This is a genomic window from Parabacteroides sp. CT06 (genome assembly GCF_002257605.1).
GTDB lineage: Bacteria > Bacteroidota > Bacteroidia > Bacteroidales > Tannerellaceae > Parabacteroides > Parabacteroides distasonis.
The window spans coordinates 2,394,493-2,412,448 of sequence record NZ_CP022754.1 but is presented as its reverse complement, the minus strand read 5'-3'; the positions used below and the strand labels follow the sequence as shown (position 1 = coordinate 2,412,448).

Here is a 17,956-nt window from a genome sequence, read left to right as displayed (position 1 = left end):
GCTTCCCCCCTTCGGAAATGATCTTAATGACTTAGCATCTCAGCCGTGATCGGCGTGAATTTCTCGGCATCCGATTTACGGAGTTGTACGCTGCCGTCGTTCCAGTTGGAAGGCCAACCTCCGATGATGTGTCCAAGGAATACCAGCTTGATCTCGTGCAAGCCTTTTGCCAAGGCCGCGGAGGTGTCATGACGGGAGAAGCGTTTTACCTCGCCACCGTTATTGACCATCAACTTGCCGTCGATCCATACCTCCTCTAAATCCGAAGAGATGTAATAAACGCCATCCTCCGGGATATTCACGTAGCCGGTAGCGATAGCGGCGTATTGCTTCACGCCTCGCATGGATTCGGGGGCGGGCACTTGGTTGGTCAGCTCACGGGTCGTCTTGATGACCTGTTTCTTACCGGTCTTCTGAGCGGCCTCCAGATTATTTACGCTTAGGTACATGCCATCGAATACCTCCATGTCGAGGCCCGGGGTCGTCTTGGCTACCTCCTTGGCGGGAGCCAGCGTTTGTTTCTCCACGAGGATCGTGCGAGGCTTACCCATCTTGCCGGAAGGCAACACGGAAGCGATCTTCACGGTCGTAGTCTCGGTGATGTCGAAAGGAGCCGTATATACGGTAGATTCCGGGGTAGGCTCGGTGCCATCCAGCGTGTAGACCATCTTCATCGGACGGTTCGTGGTGAATGTCATGGTAGCCTTGTCCGTGAAAGCCACGAAGTTGCAAGAACCGTTCGGTTGCTCGGGCTGCGGGATGTAGTAGTTGATACCATGTCCGTCTAGGCGAACCTGAGCGTTGTCCAGACGGCGTTCGAAGTCCTTGTAATCCTTCCGGTCCAGCGGGCTCCAAGCGATCTCGGAGAGGGCTAGGATACGAGGATAGATACGGTACTCCATGATGTCCGTGTTATAAAGGTACTCACTCCATACGTTGCATTGCACGCCCTTGATGAAATGCCCTTTACCGGCCGCTGCCAGCGTGTCGGGGACGGGGTTGTATTTATAGACCCGCTCCGCCGTGGTGAATCCTCCGATAGATACCGGGTTGATCTTGTAGTCGCCTTGGAACTGGTCGATATACATACCCTCGCTTCCCGGGGTCATGATCACGTCGTGGTTCATGCTAGCGGCGGCGATACCGCCTTCCTCACCTCGCCAAGACATTACCGTGGCCGATGGAGCCAGACCTCCCTCAAGGATCTCGTCCCATCCGATCATCTTCTTGCCGTGCTTGTTTACGACCTTCTCCATGCGTTGTACGAAATAGCTCTGCAATTTCTCCTCGGCCGTATGCTCCTTGTCGCCTTTCAAGCCTTCCTTACGGATACGGGCCTGACAAAGCGGGCATTTCTCCCAGCTCGTCTTCGGGCACTCATCGCCTCCGATATGGAAATACTCGCCCGGGAATAGGGGGGCTACCTCGGCGATCACGTCCTCGAAGAACTGGAAGGGCTCTTCCTTGCCGGCGCATAATACGATGTCTTCCACGCCCCAGATGATACGGGGAGTACCCTGCTTACCCTCGCAAGACAGCTCCGGATAGGCGGCGATAGCGGCCATCTCGTGTCCCGGAAGCTCTATCTCGGGAACGATCGTGATGAAACGATCCGCCGCGTATTTAACGATATCCTTCACCTCCTCTTGAGTATAGAAGCCTCCGTACTCGGTACCCTCGCCATCGATGCGCTTAGAGCCGATCTCGGTCAGTTTCGGGTACTTCTTGATCTCGATACGCCATCCTTGGTCGTCGGTCAGGTGCCAATGCATGCGGTTGATCTTGAACAAGGCCAATACATCCAGCTGCTTCTTGATATTCTCTACCGGGATGAAATGGCGGCAGGGGTCTAGCATGATACCACGGTAGCCGAATCGAGGCTCGTCCTTGATAGATACGGCCGGAGCGGTCCATGCGATACCTTTCACGGCGGAAGGACTCTCGATCTCGGCGGGCAGCAATTGCAAGAACGATTGCATACCGTAGAAAAGACCTTGAGGGGTCTTGGCTTTGATACGAACGCCGCTGTCGGCTACGTCGAGCGTGTATCCCTCGTCGTTTACGTCCAGAGAGCCGTCGATAACCAACGAGATACCGTCGGAGGTCTCTTTGTCGGCGGTAGCTATCTGGTAGCCTGTCGCCGTGTTCATTTTAGCCGCGAAGAACTCGGCTACTGTTTTCGCCTCCGGGGTGGAAGCGTATATCTTCGTGTTTTTGTTTAGCTTGAAGTTTCCTTCGTTCTGCGTAAGGCTGACCGGTGTCGGGATGATGTTGATACCTTGGTTGTAAGCTTTCGCTTTACCGGGAGCATCATCACATGAGGCCATCAGGCCCAAGACAGCGCCGGCGCAGATTGTAGCAAGGAGCTTTTTCATAGAATTAAAAATTGAAAGTTGAAAATTGAATATTGTTTAGATGTTTTTGAGAGTTTAAAAAGAGAATTGAGAGTTGAAGATAAGATGCCGTTTGGCATCCTTTTCAATTCTCAATTCTCAATTTCCTATTTACCATGCGAAGATAGGATATTCCTTCATGATACCGTTCACCTTCTCACGAACGGCGCCGATGGTCTTATCGCATTCGGGAGCGGCCAATACGGTGTCGATCAGTTCCACGATCTCGCCCATAAGCGGCTCTTTAGCGCCACGGGTCGTGATAGCGGGCGTACCCACACGGATACCGGAGGTCTGGAAGGCCGAGCGGCTGTCGAACGGAACCATGTTCTTGTTCACCGTGATGTCGGCGGCTACCAAGGCTTTCTCGGCCACTTTACCGGTCAGGTCGGGGAACTTCGTGCGCAGGTCGATCAGCATGCTGTGGTTGTCCGTACCGCCGGAGATGATCTTGTACCCTTTGTCTGTGAAGGCCTTGGCCATAGCGGCGGCGTTCGCTTTCACCTGTGCTTGATACGTTTTGTATTCCGGCTCCAAAGCCTCTCCGAAGGCTACGGCCTTGGCCGCGATCACATGCTCCAGCGGACCGCCTTGGATACCCGGGAATACGGCGGAGTCCAACAACTGAGACATCTTCTTGATCTCGCCTTTCGGTGTCTTCTTGCCCCAAGGATTCTCGAAATCCTTACCCAGCAGGATGATACCGCCACGAGGACCACGCAGGGTCTTATGCGTCGTAGACGTTACGATGTGAGCGTATTCCAGCGGGTTGTTCAGCAAACCGGCGGCGATCAGGCCTGCCGGGTGGGCCATATCGATCATCAATAAGGCGCCTACCTTGTCGGCTATCTCACGCATACGTTTGTAATCCCAGTCACGGGAATAAGCGGAACCACCGCCAACGATCAATTTCGGTTTCTCACGAAGGGCTACTTCCTCCATCTGGTCGTAGTCCACCCGTCCGGTATCTTCCTTTACATTATATTCGGTAGCGTGATAGAGAACGCCGGAGCTATTTACTGGTGAACCGTGGGACAGGTGTCCGCCATGCGACAGGTTCAACCCGAGGAACGTGTCGCCCGGATTCAATACGGCGAAGAATACGGCTGCGTTGGCCTGCGCCCCGGAGTGAGGCTGCACGTTGGCCCATTCGGCGTTGAATAGCTTTTTCAACCGTTCGATAGCGATCGTCTCACTTTGGTCTACTACCTCGCAACCCCCATAATAACGCTTGCCGGGATATCCCTCGGCGTATTTGTTGGTCAGACAGCTTCCCATGGCCTGCATGACCTGGTCGCTGACAAAGTTCTCGGAAGCGATCAACTCAATGCCTTTCAATTGGCGTTGGTGCTCCTTCTCGATAATGTCAAAAATGATGTTGTCTCTTTTCATTACCTCTTAAATTGGTTATTGCAATGATATGTTCCTCATTGAAAAGGAATCCTCGCGAATGTACTATATTATTTTAATACTATTTAAAAGATTCCGTTTAATTATTACAGATGCGCCGGAAACGGCTCCACTTACCACTTGGTGAGGGTTACGTTTCTGAACTCAACCTCCTTACCCTCGCTCTGTAGCCCGATATGGCCTTCCTTCACCTTGTTGGTTCCGGTGTTCTGGTATACGCCGTTGATGTAAACGGTGATGACGCCGTCTTTCACGAAGATGTTCGCCTCGTTCCACTCTCCGGCGGGCTTCTCGCTGGACGGGTTCACGTTCTTTACGACAGGGAAGAAGGGACGTTCCTCTCCCGGGCGTTGCTGGTACTCGACAAGGTCGGAGCCTCCCAGCAGTACGAACAATCCGGCCCTCCCGGCTTGCAGATTACACTCGATCCCGTTCGGGAAGGGATTCTGGAAATCTACGATGTGTAAGAAGATACCGCTATTGGCGTTGGAATCCCCATTCGGCCAACGCCATTCCACGTGCAATTTATAGTCGCTGTATTTCTCCTTGGTGTACATATAGCCGAAAGGCTGGCCGGTGATGAAGATCTTACCGTCGCGTACGGAATAGACCTGATCGGCGGGGACGGAGTTTTTGTCGACTACGAAATTCCAGTTAGACAGGTCTTTCCCGTTGAACAGTTTCTCGGTCTTCTGTGCGTTCGCCCCATTGGAGAAACAGAAGAGGGAGGCGGCTAATACAGCCAAAGATAGCATTCTTTTTTTCATGGCATTAAACTCTATTTATAGTATGATTAATCAACGATTAGTTTGCGATAGCGTACCCGTTTCGGCTCGGCGTCGCCCAAGGTCTTACGTTTGTATTCCTCGTACTCGGAATAGGTCCCTTCGTAGAAGACCACGTTGGAATCACCCTCGAACGACAGGATATGCGTACAGATACGGTCCAAGAACCAACGGTCGTGAGAGACAACGACGGCGCAACCGGCGAAGTTCTCCAGACCCTCCTCCAAGGCACGTAGCGTGTTCACGTCGATATCGTTGGTTGGCTCGTCGAGCAGCAATACGTTAGCGTCCGCTTTCAGCGTCAGCGCCAGATGCAGGCGGTTACGCTCTCCTCCGGAGAGTACGCCGCATAGCTTCTCTTGATCCGCTCCTGCGAAATTGAATTTAGACAGGTAAGCCCTTGCGTTCACCTCCTTGCCACCCATACGGATGAATTCCTGTCCGCCGGATACGACTTGGTAAACGGTCTTTTTCGGGTCTATATCCTTATGGGTCTGGTCGGCGTAACCTACTTGTACGGTCTCGCCCACCTCGAAGGTCCCCTTGTCGATGCTTTCCATGCCCATGATCATCTTAAATAAGGTAGTCTTACCGGCACCGTTCGGCCCGATGACTCCCACGATACCATTCGGGGGAAGCATGAAGTTCAAATCATCGAACAGCAGCTTATCGCCGAACGCCTTCGCCACATGCTGTGCCTCGATCACCTTATTGCCCAAGCGAGGGCCGTTCGGGATGAAGATCTCCAGCTTAGCCTCACGCTCCTTCTGGTCCTCGTTCAAGAGGGCCTCGTACGAGTTCAGACGTGCCTTACCCTTGGCGTGACGGGCCTTCGGCGCCATATTGATCCATTCCAGCTCACGCTCCAAGGTCTTACGGCGCTTGCTGACTTGCTTCTCTTCTTGAGCCATACGCTTCGTCTTCTGGTCTAGCCAAGAGGAGTAATTACCCTTCCAAGGGATACCCTCGCCACGATCCAGCTCAAGGATCCATCCGGCCACGTGGTCTAGGAAGTAACGGTCGTGCGTGATGCAGATAACGGTACCGGCATATTGTTGCAGATGTTGCTCCAGCCAGTCGATCGACTCGGCGTCCAAGTGGTTGGTCGGCTCATCCAACAGCAATACGTCCGGCTGCTGGAGCAGCAATCGGCAAAGGGCCACCCGGCGACGCTCGCCTCCGGACAACGTATCCACCACCTGATCCTCCGGCGGACAACGCAAAGCGTCCATGGCACGTTCCAGACGGCTGTCGAGGTTCCATGCGTCCGTAGCGTCGATCTTGTCCTGCAACTCCGCCTGACGGTTGATCAAGGCATCCATCTTATCCGGATCTTCCAGCACCTCCGGATCGCCGAATCGCTCGTTCACCTCCTCATATTCTTTCAAGGTGTCCACGATCTCCTGCACGCCTTCCTGCACGATCTCCTTCACGGTCTTGCCCGGCTCCAACTTAGGGTCCTGCTCCAGATACCCTACGGAATACCCGGGGGAGAAGACCACCTCTCCTTGATAATCCTTATCGATACCGGCGATAATCTTCAGCAACGTAGATTTACCGGAACCATTCAATCCGATGATTCCGATCTTCGCCCCATAGAAAAAGGACAGATATATATTCTTTAAAACCTGTTTTTGAGGCGGAAAGATCTTGTTCACGCCTACCATCGAGAAAATAATCTTCTTATCGTCTGCCATATAATTTTTTGTGTGTTAATTGGTTCCTTAACTTAAAATAATGGTGTACAAATCTACGTAAATATCTTTTATTTTACAAATGAACAAAGATCATAGGTATCAGATATCTACCGATTGCCAAGTTTGGCGTGTGGAGATTACTCGGTTCAATTCTCTTGTGAAAGAAGCCGGTAGATATGCTATTCCTCGGAAGTTGAGTTTTAGCGTTATCATAAATGAAGGGTAGGAGAGGTTGTGCGGCGTTGTGGTTAGGACTGTGCGATCATGTGGCTTTAGGTTGTGTGATCCTAACGATTTAGGATTGTGGTTCGTCTTCGTCTCGTGAAGATATGTAACCGGTTTATGCATGATGTAATACGTGATGTAAAGTGCTTATATCTTGTTTCTTGCGTTTGCTCCCCATGAAAAAACTAAAATTTACCCCTCTTGAAATTTGTATAATAAAATAAAACCCCCTATCTTTGCACTCGCATTACAAAAGTAACGCACAGGATGATTCGCTAGCTCAGCTGGTAGAGCACAACACTTTTAATGTTGGGGTCCTGGGTTCGAGCCCCAGGCGGATCACTAAGGAGAAAAGAAAATACTCCGACAATCTAAGACAAAGCTCTTTAAACCAATGGTTTAAGGAGCTTTTTTCTTATCCCCTTGCGACAGAAAAAAGACCTCAAAAAGCCACCCTGTGAAAAAGAATCGTTACTAATTCGTTACGGTTTTCCGTTACGATAAAAACCGTAACGAATTTATAGGTAAGTCGCTCATTTGTCGAATATTGGCAGTCGAAAGTCAGAGCCGTTACGGAACGAACAAATTAACTTTGCAACAAGAAAGGAGTTACGGTATGAAATCGACATTCAAGACACTCTTCTATTTGAAGAAGAACGAACCGAAGAAAAACGGTCATGTAGTAATTATGGTGCGCATCACGGTGGACGGTGATCAGGTGCAATTCAGCAGCAAGCTGGATATCCACCCCGACAACTGGGACACGAAGAACAGCAAGGCCATCATCAACAAGCAGAGTGCGGATAAGAAAGAAAATCTCAGGGTATCCTCACTCAACAAGACATTGGACGAGATACGTTCGGCCATCACCATGCACTACACACGCATGATGAACGTGGACGGCTATGCCCTGCCGGAGAAAATCAGGAACGCATTCCTTGGGTTGGAGGAAAAGGAGAAGACGCTCATCAGCTATTTCACCCAACACAACGAGCAGTACGCAAAGAAAGTGGGCAAGACGGCTACCCAAAAGACTTACAGCCGCTATGAACTCACCAAACAGCGGATGATAGAGTTCTTGCAGAAAGAATATCGGCTATCGGATATTCCGGTGAAAGAAATCACCGTCACCCACATTGAGAACTTCTACCTTTACTTGCGTCAGGAATGTGAGGTCAGCAACAACACCGCCATGAAGTTCGTGCAACGCTTCCATACCATTTTGCTGTTCGCCCAGAAAAGCGGATTGAGTTTTATAGATCCCTTCGGTAATTTCAGATTCAACTTTGACAAGACGGACAGGGGCTATCTCACTCAGGAAGAGATTGACACGATCTATTATAAGGAGTTCCAATCAAAACGGCTGGAGCATGTACGGGATGCCTTTATCTTCAGCTGTTACACGGGTTTGCCCTATTGCGACATATACACCCTGACTGCCGATGACATTAAAATCGGCGTGGACGGAAAAAAGTGGATCATGAAAGACAGAGGTAAAACCGGCGTGGAATCATTCATCCCTTTACTGCAAATACCGTTGGATATTCTCGCCAAGTACGAGGGCAAGTTGAAAGACGGAAGATTGCTTCCGGTAATCAGCAACCAGAAGATGAACGAATATTTGGCAGAGATTGCAGCTATTTGTCAGATAAACAAGCGGATCACCTATCACCTTGCGCGTCATTCGTTTGCGACGGAGATCTGCCTGACCAAAGGCGTTCCCATTGAGAGCGTATCCAAGATGCTCGGCCACACCAACATTCAGACCACACAAATTTACGCCCGTGTCGTGGATAGAAAGTTGAGCCATGACATGAATATGTTGGATCGGAAACTAAAAAGTATGCAAAAAGGTACGGCGCAAAACGCTGTATGAATAAACAAATCATTATATTGTCACACCATTTAAAAACAACGCTTTATGGAAAATAGAGGATACATCACCATCACCGGTTTGGAAAACAAGGACGAACAACCCATCGTCAGTGTAAAAATAGAGAACGGCAACGTATGGATGACCAAGCACGAGCTTGCCCGTCTGTTCGGAGTGTTCGTGCAGACAATAGACGCCAATGTGCGCTCCATCTTCAAATCCCGCCTGCTTTACGACGGCGATGTGACCATAACTGAGAAGCAGGACAAAAGCATCGTTACCTATTATAATCTGGAAGCGATCATATTTCTCAGCTTCCGCATCAACACCTATTGCACGAAGCTGTTCCGTGAGTGGGTACTCAACTCCCTGTGCGAGTACAAACGCCTGCAAGAGAAAAAACCCGAAGTCCTTGTCGTTTTCAATCCCGGCAGCAATCAGACGACCATTTCTTATAACTAATATATTTAGAAGAATATAAATAAATAGCGAGCGTTGCCCGGTTTTCGGACAACGCTCGTCTGCTTAAAGCTGTAGTTTGGCAAGCTCATGGTTGATGAACTGCAATTCGTCCGGAGACAGGTGAATGTCCATGGATTGGGCATTGGCGATGGCTTGCTTGGCGTCTCTTGCTCCGGCCAGCACGATGGTGATGCCCGGTTGCAACGTAGTCCAGCGCAGAACTAATTGCGAGAGGCTGGCTCCTTTGTCCTCTGCCATCGGGGTGAGGGTCTCGAGGAATGCCTGCACTTTAGGTAAATCGAACTGCCGGAAGTAGCCGTTGCGATGGTCATTCTCCTTGAGGTGGCTGCCTTGGAAGTATTTGCCGGTCAGCAGACCTCTCTCCATAGGGCTGTAGGCAATGATTCCCAAATGGTGTTGCAGGGCAAAGGGCACCAGCTCTTGTTCGATGCCACGGTTCAGCATACTGTAACTTACTTGGTTGCTTGCCACATTCAAGTACTTTCCGGCTTCTGCCGTCTGCTCCACGCTGTAGTTGCTGACGCCTGTCGCCCGTATCTTGCCTTGCCCAATCAGTACGTCCAAGGCTTCCATGGTCTCTTGGATAGGCGTCGTGCTGTCAGGCCAGTGTATCTGCAACAGGTCGATATAGTCCGTCCCCAAGCGGCGGAGGCTCGCTTCCACCTCCTTGATGATGCTTTCTTTGGCAGCATACTTATAGATGGGGACAGAAGTTCCGTTCCGCTCCGCATCGAAGAAGAACTCGCCTTTTCCTCCGTTGCTGCCGTCCCACACCAAGCCGAACTTGGTGAGCAGCTGTATTTTACTCCTGTCACGTCCCTTGATGGCTTTGCCTATCATCTCCTCGCTCAGCCCGAAGCCGTAGAAAGGAGCGGTGTCCAAGGTCGTTACCCCGTGTTCGATGGAGGCTTGCACGGCATGGATGGAGTCTTTCTCCTCATTGCCTCCCCACATGTTTCCTCCAATGGCAAAGGCGCCGTAGGTGATGGCCGACAGCTGCAAGTCTGAAGTGCCTAATGTTCTATATTCCATAATGTTCAATTGTTTTTAGATGATTACTCGATTGATGTGTGCGACATACGCCTTGTGGTACTCGGCTATGCGCTCGGGCGTAGCGTTCTTCTCCAAATCGTGAAAGTGGAAGCCCTCTATCCGGGTCATGCCCACGAACTGGTTCATCTTGTGGAAGCCGAAGAGTACGCCCTCGTCCACCGTGTGGCGGTCGAAGAACTCGCCTTCCAGCGTGAATGCCGTCTGCGGGGCGTTCCAAGAGGTGGTCACCATGTAGCGTTTGCCCTGCATCAGTCCCCCGGTGCCGTAGTTCACGTCCGGGTTCTTGCGGCTTCGACCGTCATTGCGGTAAATGCCGTTATCGTGTCCGGCGGTAAACACCTCGTCGATGTATCGCTTCATCCCGTTGGGCAACTGGAACCACCAGATCGGGGTGTGGTAGATGATGACGTCCGCCCATTTGAAGTTCTCCACTTCCGCCAGCGGGTCGAAGGCATCGTTGATGTTGGTCACCCGATAGGCAAAGCCTTTCTCTTTCATCACTTCGACCGTCCATCCGGTCAAGGTATTGTTGAACATCCCTCCCGAATGGGCAAAGGTCTGTCCGCCGTTGATTATAAATACGTTCATACGTTTATTCTTTTAGATTGTCGGTGCAAAGATAATGCGTATCTTTGCCACATAAAAATAGTTTAACTAATAGGAGTGTATCATAAAACTGATAGTTATGAAATGGAATCTGGAATGGTTGCGCACCTTCAAAGCCATATACGAGACCGGTACTTTAACAGCCGCCGCACAAGAATTGTTCATCTCCCAGCCGGGCGTCAGCCTGCACCTCAACTCCTTGGAGGCCTACACAGGATATAAACTCTTCGAGCGGACGGCCAAGAAGATGACGCCCACCGAAAAGGGCAAGATACTCTATAATTTCGTTGTCGCCCCGCTGGAGAAACTCGAAAGGGGCGAGAAGCATTTCCACAAACGTTCGCAGCAGGAGCGGAACACCATCAGCGTAGGCATGTGCTTCGAGACCTTTCAGTACACCTTGGAGAAGTATATCCCCACCCTGCCCTTCAACCTGATTATCAAGTTTGGCGAATATCCACAGATGCTGCAAGACCTTGACAACGGACTGCTGGACCTCATCATCACCCCGCACAAAGGCACGCAGCAGAACATCGAGTACAAGGACTTTGCCAAAGAACGCATCGTGCTGGTCACGGGGGCACATACGGATACTACGCAACTGGGGCTTCACTTGGAGAATAACCGGATGAAAGAGGCCGTCCACCTCCTCAAGCAAGGACTGTGGTACAGCACCTCCGCCGACATGGGGCATCTGCTGAACTTCTGGAAAAAGCACTTCAAGGAACACCCGGACTTCAGCCCCAACTACATCGTGCCCAACATCAGCTCCATCATCCGCTGCCTGAGCGAGGGAGACGGTTTCTCGGTCGTGCCCGACTTCCTGTGCAAAGAGGCCGTCTGCACTGGTAAGATAAAGGTGGTATGGGAGGGCAACATGCCACTGGAGAACACGCTCTATTTCGGCACAAGGAAAAAGACGATTTACCAGCAAGAAGTGGAGGTGCTGGAAAAGCTGTTAACCAAAGAATGGGGGAGTAAATAAAATAATGTTATGATAGAAAAACTCACTATATCCGTATCCTTCAGCGAAGTAGAAGAAGCCCATGTCGGAAACTATTTTCGCCTTTCCGAAATGTCCGGCAAGTTTCTGATTATCCAGAAGCCCGATAACACCTTCCATTTCCTTTGCACCAATGATTGTGACATCGTGAGCATCTGCCAATCCTTTGATTGGTATATTGTATCAAAAGACGCTTTTAATGACCGCCTGATAATTGGCATTGGTTTATCGGACAAAGAAAGTATCAATGGGGAACTCTATCGTGTGCAGGATGAAACCACGCTCACCCTTTGGCGTGATATACTCCGCTTTACTTTCGAGAGCGACTTCGTGCGCCAGTTCTTCCCGTACAATACCCATTTCAAAGGTAAGATGCGTATCGACGGAGCCTTGTGTTTCTATATCCACGATTATTACCCGACCAGATGCAAGGACATATCAGTATCCGATAGGAAAACGAGCAATTTGGTGTTTCGATTTAAGGAAGGTAGACAAGCAGCCCTTGTTGCCAAGATATTCTCGCTCTGCATCGCCCGGATGCCATTCTTTAAAGAAAAAGCCGCCAATGCCGTGCTGATCCCCATACCTGCGGCAACCCGTGAACGGAACATCGCCCGCTTCGCCCGTTTTTGCAGCCTTCTTTCACGCCGGCTGAAAATCGTGGACGGTTTTCGTGCCACATGGATAAAAGAAGACCGTGAGCAGATGAAAGGAACTCATGGACAAGACAAGTTGTCCAACTTGATCTTTCACCCCGATTATTTTAAAGGGCGGGATGTATTCTTAATAGATGACATTATCTCTTCCGGTGAGAATTTTACGCAAATGAAACGTAAGCTGATGCAACTTGGTGCAAAATCCGTTACCGGTTTATTTTTAGGTAAAACAATAAAGTCTGAGAATTAAAAGCAATATGGCAATCAAGAAATCCCAGATAGAAAAATGGATAGTAGCCCAAAAGAAACACCGGCTATCGGACACACATGTGCAGATGTCTCGTGAACTTGGACTCAACCCCGATAAACTCGGCAAGATTGACAACCACAAGCAAGAGGTGTGGAAAGCCCCCTTGCCGGAATTTATAGAAGAGAGCTTCTATAAACGTTTCAAAAAAGAACGTCCTGATGTAGTCAAGACCCTAAAGCAAATCCTTAAAGAACAGGAAATAAAGGCTAAAGCAAAAAAGAAGGACAAAGAAATGCGACGTAAAGAACGTGAACAGAAACAGGCTGATAACGAAACGGATGAAGTTCTGCCATCCAATCCACAACCCCGAACAGTGGAATAAAAGCCATATTATTATTGGCAAAAAAATTATTCCCATTCCTTCGGAACCGGAACAATCTACACAAAACCGCAGAAAAGTGTTGTACAAGCAAGCGTGATGAATCACTCATTGGCCAGTACAACACCTTTCTTTTTCCCGGTTTCAAAATAGAAAAGTTTTATTTTGTGTCTATCCGTTTTTTACTTTCAGACTTCCTCAAAGGCAATATCCATTGCATTGTAATGATCGCCGTCATTCACGCTCAACGCAGCAACAAGGCTGTTCAATGTCCTAACTGCGTCCAAACGCTTTTCCGTATCACTTTCATCCAAATTACTCAAGACATCTATCGCACAGGTCAAATGTCCTTTCATTTCTTGCAATGTAGATAAACTCTGAATAGGTAACAGATAGAAAAGTCCATCTTCTGAAGACCGGACTATTCCTTTCAAGGAAGTCGATTGTAGATCCATAATCATAAGGTTATTATATAAATTGACGTAACACTGCCAGTTACAAGTCCAAAGCATCGCCAAACGCTCAATACAGAGTAAACCGACAGGTTACGTCAAAGTATAACCTACCCGGTTCATTTACCCTCTGTATTTTTGAAATTGGCGATTTCTGGACTACGGTAAACGAACAACATTACACGATGCTACTTGCATCGCAAACACAAAGGTAGAAATTTTTCCGCATTAACATCGCTTTCTGTATAAAGGATTTATAGCATAACAGGTTTAAGTAATGTTTAGGATTAACTTCCTATGGGGTATTTCTCTCACTGTTTTCAATAGCCATCACTCCACATTTAAAGCAAAGAAGCGAATTAAGCTAACTTATTCAAGTGCAAAGGTACTTCGGGTTCTTAACGAAAAAACAAGGTCAAGCCGTTCCGGTTTTGAAAAAAATCTTCCCTGCGCCATAAATGGCACGAGGTATTTTTTCCAAAAACCTTGTTTTTCCTGAACCCTACCTTTTGATGCACATGAAATAAGTCAGCTCAACTCGTCAATGCATAAAAAAAATGTCGTGATTATGAAAACAGCAAGAGAAATACATAACGGAAATAAGAACAGACTCAATCTGCCTCTGCATAAATGGCTTGGCTGGTCAGTTCGGCTCATCCTTTCTGGCTTCTGTTGGAGTATGTACGGAGGTCGTCTTTTAGCGTGGTTTATCGGTTTGTGGCTTGCAAAAGAGCTGATGACAGGCGTGTTCCGTTTTGTATGGGGTTGCCTGATTGCCATGCTTTCCTTTGCTATCATAGTCGGGATTATCATTTGGTTATTAATGTTTTAACACATATAGTTATGACAATGGATATTACAATATCAGTAGCGTTCACCGGACATCGTCCGGAACGTATCCACCAAGTCGGTATGCTACATCTTTATCTGGATATAGTTTCGCAAGTAAGAAGGTTGTATGATTTGGGCTACCGATACTTTCTAAGCGGAATGGCAGAAGGCTTTGATCTGCTTGCAGCCCAAGCTGTAGCCGACCTCAAAGCAGAATATACGGACATTCGACTCATTGCCGTTGTACCGTTCCGCCATCAGTCAAACAGATACCGGCCGGAGAATAAATCTTTATACGATCGGATAATGAAAACTGCCGACAAAGCGGTTATTCTCCGGGAAGATTACCGCAAAGGCTGCTTCCACCACAGGAACGACTACCTGATTGACAACTCCGAGATTATGTTAGCCTATTGGGACAAGCAACCCTATGGCGGTACTTCTTATACCATAGGAAAAGCACAAATGATAAACAGAATCATTATAAACCTTTATAAATAAAGCCTTATGAAACGATACAGCAAGACAGTCGCACAGCAGTGCAGATATTACGAGGTAAGCAACATTTTTGAGTACATGGTGGAAACTTACCTGAATGGCAACATCACCACTTTTGGAGAGCTTTACCGAGAGTTGTGCAAAGAAGCGAGAAAAGATTTTGTCGACTTCCTTCTCAGTGAGGTGGAGCCGATATACTGGAGAGAAATTTTGAAAATGACTGTCTAATGAATAAATCTGAAAATATGAACGTAACATTTGAAACCGTAATTTGTGCATGGGATGAAAAAATCCCTGCACTCCTTATCCAACTAGTAAATACCCTTCTCTTTTGCCGGACAGAAGAAGAACTCCGCCAATCTATTGATAAACTTCGGGAAACGACCGAACTGGACGAGTATTTCACTTACGGCTACGGTTCACACCATTTCTGGTGCAACCAGCGCATTTCCAAAGGGAATGTACTGTTCATCCAAAGTCGGCTATTCATTGCAGAATTTTAACCCTCTAACATATAGATGATATGAAACCAATATCTCAAATGACACGAGAAGAGAAATTGCAGGAGATTGTAGAATACAATCCTTGCAGGATAGAACGTAATGCTGTCCTTCGTTACTTGTTAGCGATACACCGTAACGATACGGAACAAATCGCTTATTTCGAGAGTTTTGGAAAGAGTGTACGCCACATCATACTCAACGTGCGCACGTATGAAAGAGGGTTGATTTTCGGCTATATTGGCAAGCAGTTCAACGAACACGGTTGGATAAATGGCATGTTACCGATAATAGAGGAAATCAAATTGGACACATTCAATACAATCCACATCGGACAATCCATTGACGGAACGTATACGGTAACCATCAATTGGTGTACCGGCACAGCCGGAGGCGGTAGCCACCCGTCCGTTTGGGATGCACCTGTCAGAGATTATAAAGAAGCTGTCCGGCAAGGAATCCGCCTGTTGGAGCAACAATACAATAAAGCGGAACATAACTCTGATTCTGACAGAGGCAATTATAACCCGAATATTATCCGCAACCTGAAAGGTAAATTACTGGAAATCAAACGGCAATACACCCAACCCCGACAATTAAGTCTGTTTTAATATTCATGAACCATAAAATCCATAAGTTATGACAACGAAAATGAACAAGAACGGAGTTTCAACCTGCAAGGCAGGTGAGAAATATGAAAAATTCCAAATGACCATAGGACGGAAAAGGCGCACATTCTACCATTATGATTACAGGGATACGGCAGACAATGAACTTTTCTCCTGTGTAAAGCCTACATTGGAAGAGTGCAGGCGACAGTGTAATGAATGGCTTAAAAAGAAAGAGGATAGGAAATAATACAGAAACAAGCTCCCTTTACCGGAATGGAAGCCGGTAAAGGGAGCTATCTCATTAGTTTTCATTCAGGTTCGGTTCTTCCACGCCGTGTGGATGCGGACAACGTACCAACATATTTCTTCATGTCATCAGCCATCCGGCTCTCCTCATATCTGGAACGGTTCAGATTCTCAAACACGATCTGTTTTGGAAGGACTTTCCAACAAAAGTAACTTGATCCGAAATAGGCGGCATTCTTTTCCGTAAATTGAATACGCTTGTCAAACAACAACATCTGCATCTCCTTTTCCCGGAACAAGCGAGCTGGCGCACTACTGTTCAACCATAGGTTGGAAAGCAGTAACGCAAACGGTTTGCCGAGTGCAAGGCAGCGTGCCACAACCTTCTGCTTGATACTGAACGGCGGATTGGAAACAATCAGATCCCATTCTTCCGGCTCGTAAACGAAGAAGTCCTCACCGGTAAGGATATGGGAGTGAACCACCCTGATACCGGCGGCTTTCAACGCCAACACATATTCACTATGTTCCGTATCAAACGGACACCAGACGATTTTATTTCCGGGTATATATTTGATTATAGGAGCCACCGCATAAGCCGGCGTGTACTGCTCGTCGCTGCTTTTTTTCAGAGTATATCCGGCATAGATCATTCGGTATCCTCCTTTTTATCGTCCACTTCATTGTTAAAAGCAAAAGACTTTTGCACAATCTGGCCGAAGGAATCAAGAATGTAAATATCTATTTTCTGTTGGTCTGTGTCAAGTGACTTGTAATAGAGCCTGAATGTTTCTTCCGGCAACGGATACAGGTCATTCGGCAACAAAACCGTATCGTCCTCCATGCGAAGTTCCCCTTTGCCTGTCGGTTGGAAATATCTGATAAAGTATTTAGTATCCTGATACTTACCGCTTCTTATGAGCTGGCAACGAATTTCCGCTTCCTCGCCCTTTACGATTGTCGTCTGCACCGGCAAGGTCGCCAAATCAAACTCATACACCTGCTGAACGTCCAATTTGTCAGAACAGGCAGTTACACAAATCACGCCGATAAGCGTGAATGCAACAATAAACAATGTTTCTATCATATTTTTCATACACATTAAAAAATTAATCGTTTAAGACTGTGTTTCTTCTGATTCGTTCCGCTATGGTACGTACCACCGGCACGCTTACAGCATTGCCAAGCATCGCATACCGGTTGGCTCGTGAGATTGTACCCACTTCCTCATTGAAAATTCCATATCTGGTAAAATCATCGGGAAAGCCTTGCAAGCGTTCACATTCCACCTCCGTCAGCATACGGATTCGGGCTTTCTGATCTTTGGTCGGTTGTCCATTAAAAGTTTCTCCCGGTTTCAGGTTTATCAGATAGTTACCTAAATTGGGTTGTTTGTAGTAGTTACGTGTTATCGTTCCGCAGGCACGGGGATAAACCGTGTCTTTCCTGCACGGAGGATTCCCTCCACCCGGCGCCGGGAAAGGAAATACATCTCCGGTACATCGGTCTGCAACACGTCCGACAAGGTAGATTCTCTCTCTGTTTTGGGGTAGAAACCATGCCGTATTAAACAATTGCCATTCAAGTCGATAACCGCCAATGTCGGCAAACGCTTTGATAATGCTCCAAAAATCTGATCGATGCTTTGCGAAGAAGACTCCCTTAACATTCTCCCAGATAAAAACGTCAGGTCTGAATCTCCTGACGGCTTCGACAGCATACCAGACAAGGGAACTTGCCCCTCCACGCAGTCCGCTACCGTCGCCGACTGAACTAAAATTCTGGCAAGGACTTCCGAAAGTGATGATGTCGGGATGTTCGATTCTCGCTGTTCCGATTTCTGTAACCGATCCGATATGTTCCGCATAAGGAAAATTGTATTTGAAGTTGGCGATTGCATTTTTTTCTATCTCCGAGAAATATACTTTCTCAAACGAGTATCCGGCAGCCTGCAATCCTTTACTAAAGCCACCAATACCCGAAAATAATTCCAAAAGAACCATGC

General features: G+C 48.0%; 21 protein-coding genes and 1 tRNA gene. 12 read left to right on the top strand and 10 right to left on the bottom strand.

Annotated elements, in window-relative coordinates:
- Positions 1-23 precede the first annotated feature (23 nt).
- The 4 genes from CI960_RS10530 to ettA form a co-directional block, all read right to left on the bottom strand.
- A complete protein-coding gene (locus CI960_RS10530) occupies positions 24-2,375 on the bottom strand; it encodes a family 20 glycosylhydrolase (RefSeq protein ID WP_005856584.1) in 2,352 nt (783 codons plus the stop codon).
- A gap of 129 nt (positions 2,376-2,504) precedes the next feature.
- Positions 2,505-3,785: a serine hydroxymethyltransferase gene (gene glyA, locus CI960_RS10525; protein WP_005856586.1), complete on the bottom strand. Its 1,281-nt coding sequence runs from the start codon at positions 3,783-3,785 to the stop codon at positions 2,505-2,507.
- 131 nt (positions 3,786-3,916) lie between these two features.
- Positions 3,917-4,570, bottom strand: a complete 654-nt coding sequence (locus CI960_RS10520) for a DUF1080 domain-containing protein (RefSeq protein ID WP_005856588.1) — start codon at positions 4,568-4,570, stop codon at positions 3,917-3,919.
- A 26-nt stretch (positions 4,571-4,596) separates the two neighbouring features.
- Positions 4,597-6,285, bottom strand: a complete 1,689-nt coding sequence (ettA, locus tag CI960_RS10515; protein WP_005856590.1) for an energy-dependent translational throttle protein EttA — start codon at positions 6,283-6,285, stop codon at positions 4,597-4,599.
- 494 nt (positions 6,286-6,779) lie between these two features.
- Between ettA and CI960_RS10510 the strand changes: the two genes are divergently transcribed.
- The 3 genes from CI960_RS10510 to CI960_RS10500 all read left to right on the top strand — a co-directional run bounded on the left by CI960_RS10510 (position 6,780) and on the right by CI960_RS10500 (position 8,845).
- A tRNA-Lys gene (locus CI960_RS10510) sits at positions 6,780-6,852 on the top strand.
- Between the two features lie 274 nt (positions 6,853-7,126).
- Positions 7,127-8,386 (top strand): site-specific integrase, encoded by a 1,260-nt coding sequence (locus tag CI960_RS10505; protein ID WP_036614213.1) that lies wholly within the window; start codon positions 7,127-7,129, stop codon positions 8,384-8,386.
- Positions 8,387-8,431: 45 nt separating this feature from the next.
- The gene (locus CI960_RS10500; protein ID WP_036614210.1) at positions 8,432-8,845 is read left to right on the top strand and encodes a hypothetical protein; all 414 of its coding nucleotides are present in this window, start codon (positions 8,432-8,434) and stop codon (positions 8,843-8,845) included.
- Positions 8,846-8,908: 63 nt separating this feature from the next.
- Here CI960_RS10500 and CI960_RS10495 read toward each other — a convergent pair whose 3' ends face one another.
- Together CI960_RS10495 and CI960_RS10490 are read right to left on the bottom strand one after the other, a co-directional pair.
- Positions 8,909-9,898 (bottom strand): aldo/keto reductase, encoded by a 990-nt coding sequence (locus CI960_RS10495; protein ID WP_036614207.1) that lies wholly within the window; start codon positions 9,896-9,898, stop codon positions 8,909-8,911.
- A gap of 15 nt (positions 9,899-9,913) precedes the next feature.
- Positions 9,914-10,507: an NAD(P)H-dependent oxidoreductase gene (locus CI960_RS10490; protein ID WP_036614205.1), complete on the bottom strand. Its 594-nt coding sequence runs from the start codon at positions 10,505-10,507 to the stop codon at positions 9,914-9,916.
- A gap of 97 nt (positions 10,508-10,604) precedes the next feature.
- Between CI960_RS10490 and CI960_RS10485 the strand changes: the two genes are divergently transcribed.
- Genes CI960_RS10485 through CI960_RS10475 form a run of 3 tightly spaced genes read left to right on the top strand, consistent with a single transcriptional unit; the run spans position 10,605 to position 12,816 of the window.
- Positions 10,605-11,510 (top strand): LysR family transcriptional regulator, encoded by a 906-nt coding sequence (locus tag CI960_RS10485; RefSeq protein WP_036614203.1) that lies wholly within the window; start codon positions 10,605-10,607, stop codon positions 11,508-11,510.
- A 9-nt stretch (positions 11,511-11,519) separates the two neighbouring features.
- Positions 11,520-12,434, top strand: coding sequence for a ribonucleotide-diphosphate reductase subunit beta (locus CI960_RS10480; protein WP_036614200.1), 915 nt, complete (start codon positions 11,520-11,522; stop codon positions 12,432-12,434).
- A 7-nt stretch (positions 12,435-12,441) separates the two neighbouring features.
- Positions 12,442-12,816, top strand: a complete 375-nt coding sequence (locus CI960_RS10475; RefSeq protein WP_036614197.1) for a hypothetical protein — start codon at positions 12,442-12,444, stop codon at positions 12,814-12,816.
- Positions 12,817-13,001: 185 nt separating this feature from the next.
- On the opposite strand, the gene CI960_RS10470 is transcribed toward CI960_RS10475, so the two are convergent.
- Complete coding sequence (locus CI960_RS10470; protein WP_036614385.1) at positions 13,002-13,268, bottom strand: hypothetical protein; 267 nt, start codon at positions 13,266-13,268, stop codon at positions 13,002-13,004.
- Between the two features lie 565 nt (positions 13,269-13,833).
- On the opposite strand from CI960_RS10470, the gene CI960_RS10465 reads away from it, so the two are divergent.
- From CI960_RS10465 to CI960_RS10440, 6 genes are read left to right on the top strand one after another with little or no spacing between them, the layout of a single operon-like run.
- Positions 13,834-14,097: a hypothetical protein gene (locus CI960_RS10465; RefSeq protein ID WP_036614382.1), complete on the top strand. Its 264-nt coding sequence runs from the start codon at positions 13,834-13,836 to the stop codon at positions 14,095-14,097.
- An 11-nt stretch (positions 14,098-14,108) separates the two neighbouring features.
- Complete coding sequence (locus CI960_RS10460) at positions 14,109-14,597, top strand: SLOG family protein (RefSeq protein ID WP_036614194.1); 489 nt, start codon at positions 14,109-14,111, stop codon at positions 14,595-14,597.
- A 6-nt stretch (positions 14,598-14,603) separates the two neighbouring features.
- Positions 14,604-14,822 (top strand): hypothetical protein, encoded by a 219-nt coding sequence (locus CI960_RS10455; RefSeq protein ID WP_024986833.1) that lies wholly within the window; start codon positions 14,604-14,606, stop codon positions 14,820-14,822.
- Complete coding sequence (locus CI960_RS10450) at positions 14,822-15,097, top strand: hypothetical protein (RefSeq protein ID WP_230319885.1); 276 nt, start codon at positions 14,822-14,824, stop codon at positions 15,095-15,097. The genes CI960_RS10455 and CI960_RS10450 overlap by 1 nt, the downstream gene beginning before the upstream one ends.
- Positions 15,098-15,117: 20 nt before the next feature.
- Positions 15,118-15,705, top strand: a complete 588-nt coding sequence (locus tag CI960_RS10445) for a hypothetical protein (protein ID WP_036614190.1) — start codon at positions 15,118-15,120, stop codon at positions 15,703-15,705.
- A gap of 28 nt (positions 15,706-15,733) precedes the next feature.
- The gene (locus CI960_RS10440; protein ID WP_036614187.1) at positions 15,734-15,952 is read left to right on the top strand and encodes a DUF3873 family protein; all 219 of its coding nucleotides are present in this window, start codon (positions 15,734-15,736) and stop codon (positions 15,950-15,952) included.
- A gap of 61 nt (positions 15,953-16,013) precedes the next feature.
- Here the strand turns inward: CI960_RS10440 and CI960_RS10435 are convergent, their stop codons facing one another.
- Genes CI960_RS10435 through CI960_RS10425 form a run of 3 tightly spaced genes read right to left on the bottom strand, consistent with a single transcriptional unit; the run spans position 16,014 to position 17,954 of the window.
- The gene (locus CI960_RS10435) at positions 16,014-16,604 is read right to left on the bottom strand and encodes a hypothetical protein (protein WP_036614174.1); all 591 of its coding nucleotides are present in this window, start codon (positions 16,602-16,604) and stop codon (positions 16,014-16,016) included.
- Complete coding sequence (locus CI960_RS10430; protein WP_036614379.1) at positions 16,601-17,047, bottom strand: DUF3872 domain-containing protein; 447 nt, start codon at positions 17,045-17,047, stop codon at positions 16,601-16,603. The genes CI960_RS10435 and CI960_RS10430 overlap by 4 nt, the downstream gene beginning before the upstream one ends.
- Before the next feature lie 13 nt (positions 17,048-17,060).
- The gene (locus CI960_RS10425) at positions 17,061-17,954 is read right to left on the bottom strand and encodes a DNA cytosine methyltransferase (RefSeq protein WP_036614171.1); all 894 of its coding nucleotides are present in this window, start codon (positions 17,952-17,954) and stop codon (positions 17,061-17,063) included.
- Positions 17,955-17,956 lie beyond the last annotated feature (2 nt).

Coding starts and splice junctions, on each gene's coding strand:
- CI960_RS10485 (WP_036614203.1), top strand. CDS start 10,605: ATGAAATGGAATCTGGAATGGTTGCGCACCTTCAAAGCCATATACGAG.
- CI960_RS10425 (WP_036614171.1), bottom strand. CDS start 17,954: ATGGTTCTTTTGGAATTATTTTCGGGTATTGGTGGCTTTAGTAAAGGA.
- CI960_RS10460 (WP_036614194.1), top strand. CDS start 14,109: ATGACAATGGATATTACAATATCAGTAGCGTTCACCGGACATCGTCCG.
- CI960_RS10520 (WP_005856588.1), bottom strand. CDS start 4,570: ATGAAAAAAAGAATGCTATCTTTGGCTGTATTAGCCGCCTCCCTCTTC.
- CI960_RS10480 (WP_036614200.1), top strand. CDS start 11,520: ATGATAGAAAAACTCACTATATCCGTATCCTTCAGCGAAGTAGAAGAA.
- CI960_RS10430 (WP_036614379.1), bottom strand. CDS start 17,047: ATGAAAAATATGATAGAAACATTGTTTATTGTTGCATTCACGCTTATC.
- CI960_RS10435 (WP_036614174.1), bottom strand. CDS start 16,604: ATGATCTATGCCGGATATACTCTGAAAAAAAGCAGCGACGAGCAGTAC.
- CI960_RS10475 (WP_036614197.1), top strand. CDS start 12,442: ATGGCAATCAAGAAATCCCAGATAGAAAAATGGATAGTAGCCCAAAAG.
- CI960_RS10455 (WP_024986833.1), top strand. CDS start 14,604: ATGAAACGATACAGCAAGACAGTCGCACAGCAGTGCAGATATTACGAG.
- CI960_RS10470 (WP_036614385.1), bottom strand. CDS start 13,268: ATGGATCTACAATCGACTTCCTTGAAAGGAATAGTCCGGTCTTCAGAA.
- glyA (WP_005856586.1), bottom strand. CDS start 3,785: ATGAAAAGAGACAACATCATTTTTGACATTATCGAGAAGGAGCACCAA.
- CI960_RS10465 (WP_036614382.1), top strand. CDS start 13,834: ATGAAAACAGCAAGAGAAATACATAACGGAAATAAGAACAGACTCAAT.
- CI960_RS10440 (WP_036614187.1), top strand. CDS start 15,734: ATGACAACGAAAATGAACAAGAACGGAGTTTCAACCTGCAAGGCAGGT.
- ettA (WP_005856590.1), bottom strand. CDS start 6,285: ATGGCAGACGATAAGAAGATTATTTTCTCGATGGTAGGCGTGAACAAG.
- CI960_RS10445 (WP_036614190.1), top strand. CDS start 15,118: ATGAAACCAATATCTCAAATGACACGAGAAGAGAAATTGCAGGAGATT.
- CI960_RS10530 (WP_005856584.1), bottom strand. CDS start 2,375: ATGAAAAAGCTCCTTGCTACAATCTGCGCCGGCGCTGTCTTGGGCCTG.
- CI960_RS10500 (WP_036614210.1), top strand. CDS start 8,432: ATGGAAAATAGAGGATACATCACCATCACCGGTTTGGAAAACAAGGAC.
- CI960_RS10495 (WP_036614207.1), bottom strand. CDS start 9,898: ATGGAATATAGAACATTAGGCACTTCAGACTTGCAGCTGTCGGCCATC.
- CI960_RS10490 (WP_036614205.1), bottom strand. CDS start 10,507: ATGAACGTATTTATAATCAACGGCGGACAGACCTTTGCCCATTCGGGA.
- CI960_RS10505 (WP_036614213.1), top strand. CDS start 7,127: ATGAAATCGACATTCAAGACACTCTTCTATTTGAAGAAGAACGAACCG.
- CI960_RS10450 (WP_230319885.1), top strand. CDS start 14,822: ATGAATAAATCTGAAAATATGAACGTAACATTTGAAACCGTAATTTGT.